3 protein-coding genes are annotated in these 2129 nt (G+C 46.9%); all 3 read right to left on the minus strand.

Features of this window, described 5'->3' with window-relative positions:
* Window positions 1-165, minus strand: a 165-nt coding sequence (locus tag GY843_RS20970) for a Tfp pilus assembly protein FimT/FimU (protein ID WP_367183780.1), incomplete at its 3' end; no start/stop codon positions are given.
* Between the two features lie 52 nt (window positions 166-217).
* The gene (locus GY843_RS00850; RefSeq protein WP_297305827.1) at window positions 218-1300 is read right to left on the minus strand and encodes a LamG-like jellyroll fold domain-containing protein; all 1083 of its coding nucleotides are present in this window, start codon (window positions 1298-1300) and stop codon (window positions 218-220) included.
* Window positions 1281-2129: LamG domain-containing protein (locus GY843_RS00855; protein WP_297305828.1), on the minus strand; the 849-nt coding region annotated here is incomplete at its 5' end. The genes GY843_RS00855 and GY843_RS00850, both read right to left, overlap by 20 nt.

Here is a 2129-nt window from a genome sequence, read left to right on the forward strand (position 1 = left end):
CACTTGAACCGCCTCATTTTCATATGTTTTGGTCACTTCCTCGCCAGTTCCTATCAACCCCGTAAAACTTCCCACAGCTACTGCAACCAGAACTGTCATGATAGCCAGCACCACCAGCAATTCTCCCAGGGTAAAACCACTTTCTTTCCAATCGAATTTACTCATTCTCTCGACCTCCCTGCATCTTGTGGATTTTAGTCTCGCTCATTGATTCCAGTTAACTTGGATCCAGGGCATCAAATAGCGCTTGGACTTCCGTCTCACTCAGTGCTTCATCATAAATTGCTACTTCGTCTATGATGCCATCGAAATATAGACTGTTAGCATTACAATAGAACCTTCCAATCATCACATTCAGACTTGGCATAGTAACAGCCTGTTCATCGGAGTCTTCATTATTTCCATTAACGTAAAGTGTATTAATATTGGTAGAACTATCATGAACACCAACCAGGTGATACCATACTCCCGTTGTCGGGGCCCAGCTTGTCCGCGTATAGGTAAAATTACCGCCAGACATCGCACAAACCGCGATACGCTGCGAATTTCCAATTTGCAGATTGAAGCCGTTATATGGGCTACTCAGATTTGAAGACACAACGCCAGCCCAAGTACCAAAACTATCTGCTTTGGCCCATGCTTCGAATGTGTAGTCTCCAGTGATTGTTGTGGCCAGCAAGCTGGTTTCAACATAATCACCACTACCATCAAACCGCAGCGCATTACTACTTACGCCATCGGTAGTCCAGGTTGCGTTAAATATTGTCCCGTGATTGCTTCCAATCGAATCCATTGCGCTAACCCCAGAACCTTCATCCATAGGCCAATGGGCGATCGGGGTAGGCAGGCCGGTACCGCCTCCTCCTGCACCACCTCCGCCACTGCCAGCTCCTGCTGGGGCACCGTATTGAGTAACGCTTCCACTGGCAAGCCAGACATATTCATAAGTCGTTGGTAACCTACGCAAATATCTTGTAAACGGAGCATCGCTATCACTGGACGTTATCACTGCTGCACTACTGCGAGCAGTCATAGTGGCCGAGGCTGAAACACCCATATGAGCATCTATTGCTGTCTGCACTGCCATTTTCTCGAAGTTGGCCGCTTCCGATTTACCACTGCCGATTAGTCCCGTAAACGAACCCACGGCAACCCCTGCCAATATCGACATTATGGCGATTACCACCAGCAACTCTCCCAGAGTGAAGCCTTCTTCATACCTGTGAGTTGTTTTAATCTCTCTAGTCCATTCCATTTCAATACCGTTGTTCTGAGTGCGGTCAAGGGATATCTGCTTCAATATCACCAAACTCCATATTGGTCATAGTTCCATCATTTGAACCTTTGTTATCTTTCAATGTTGGGTACGTATCGTCATCACCCATCCTCCACCATGAAACAAGATTAGAATAAGTTGAATGGTCTGCAAGGTTATCAGGACTTCCTGAATTATAAAGTTCAGTAACTTCACTTGATGAAAGGGCTTCATTCCATATTGAGATTTCATCGATATTCCCATCAAATTCCCGGGCAGTTGAATGATTCCATGTTCCTATTCTCATGTTAGTTGATACATTTGGTGGTTGTGTTGCACTACCAGAGCCCCATGAACCACTAACCTCTGCTCCATCTAGGTAGATCGTGAAGGAGCTGGCTGTTATCACCCCGACCACATGTGTCCAGGTATCAAATTCATATGCATTGTTGCTGGTTCTCCAGCCATTTCCGTCTACCTGAACCCAGATCTGGCGGTTAGGCGCATGGGCATAAAGGCCATAACCGTTGGCGGCACTGCTGTTATTGGATTTATCCACTATTCTCTGCCATTGGTCACCTCCGGGCTGCTGTTTTATCCAGGCGCTGATAGTGGCATCAGATCCATTTAACATGAGTGAATGTCCGGCACCAATGGTTCCTAGGTCAGCGTACTCGTTATCGCCGTCGAATAGAGTCGAGTATGCATTACTCCACGAAGCCCCACTACCACTACCCCCTGCAGGAGCGCCATTTTGTGTTACACTTCCGGTTTCAGTCCATGTGTATTGATATGTTGTAGGCAAACGCCGCAGATATGTCACGAACGGCGTATCACTATCACTGGATGTTATCACTGCTGCATCGTTTCGTGC

Source organism: Neptuniibacter sp. (assembly GCF_024231755.1).
Taxonomy (GTDB): Bacteria; Pseudomonadota; Gammaproteobacteria; order Pseudomonadales; family Balneatricaceae; genus Neptuniibacter.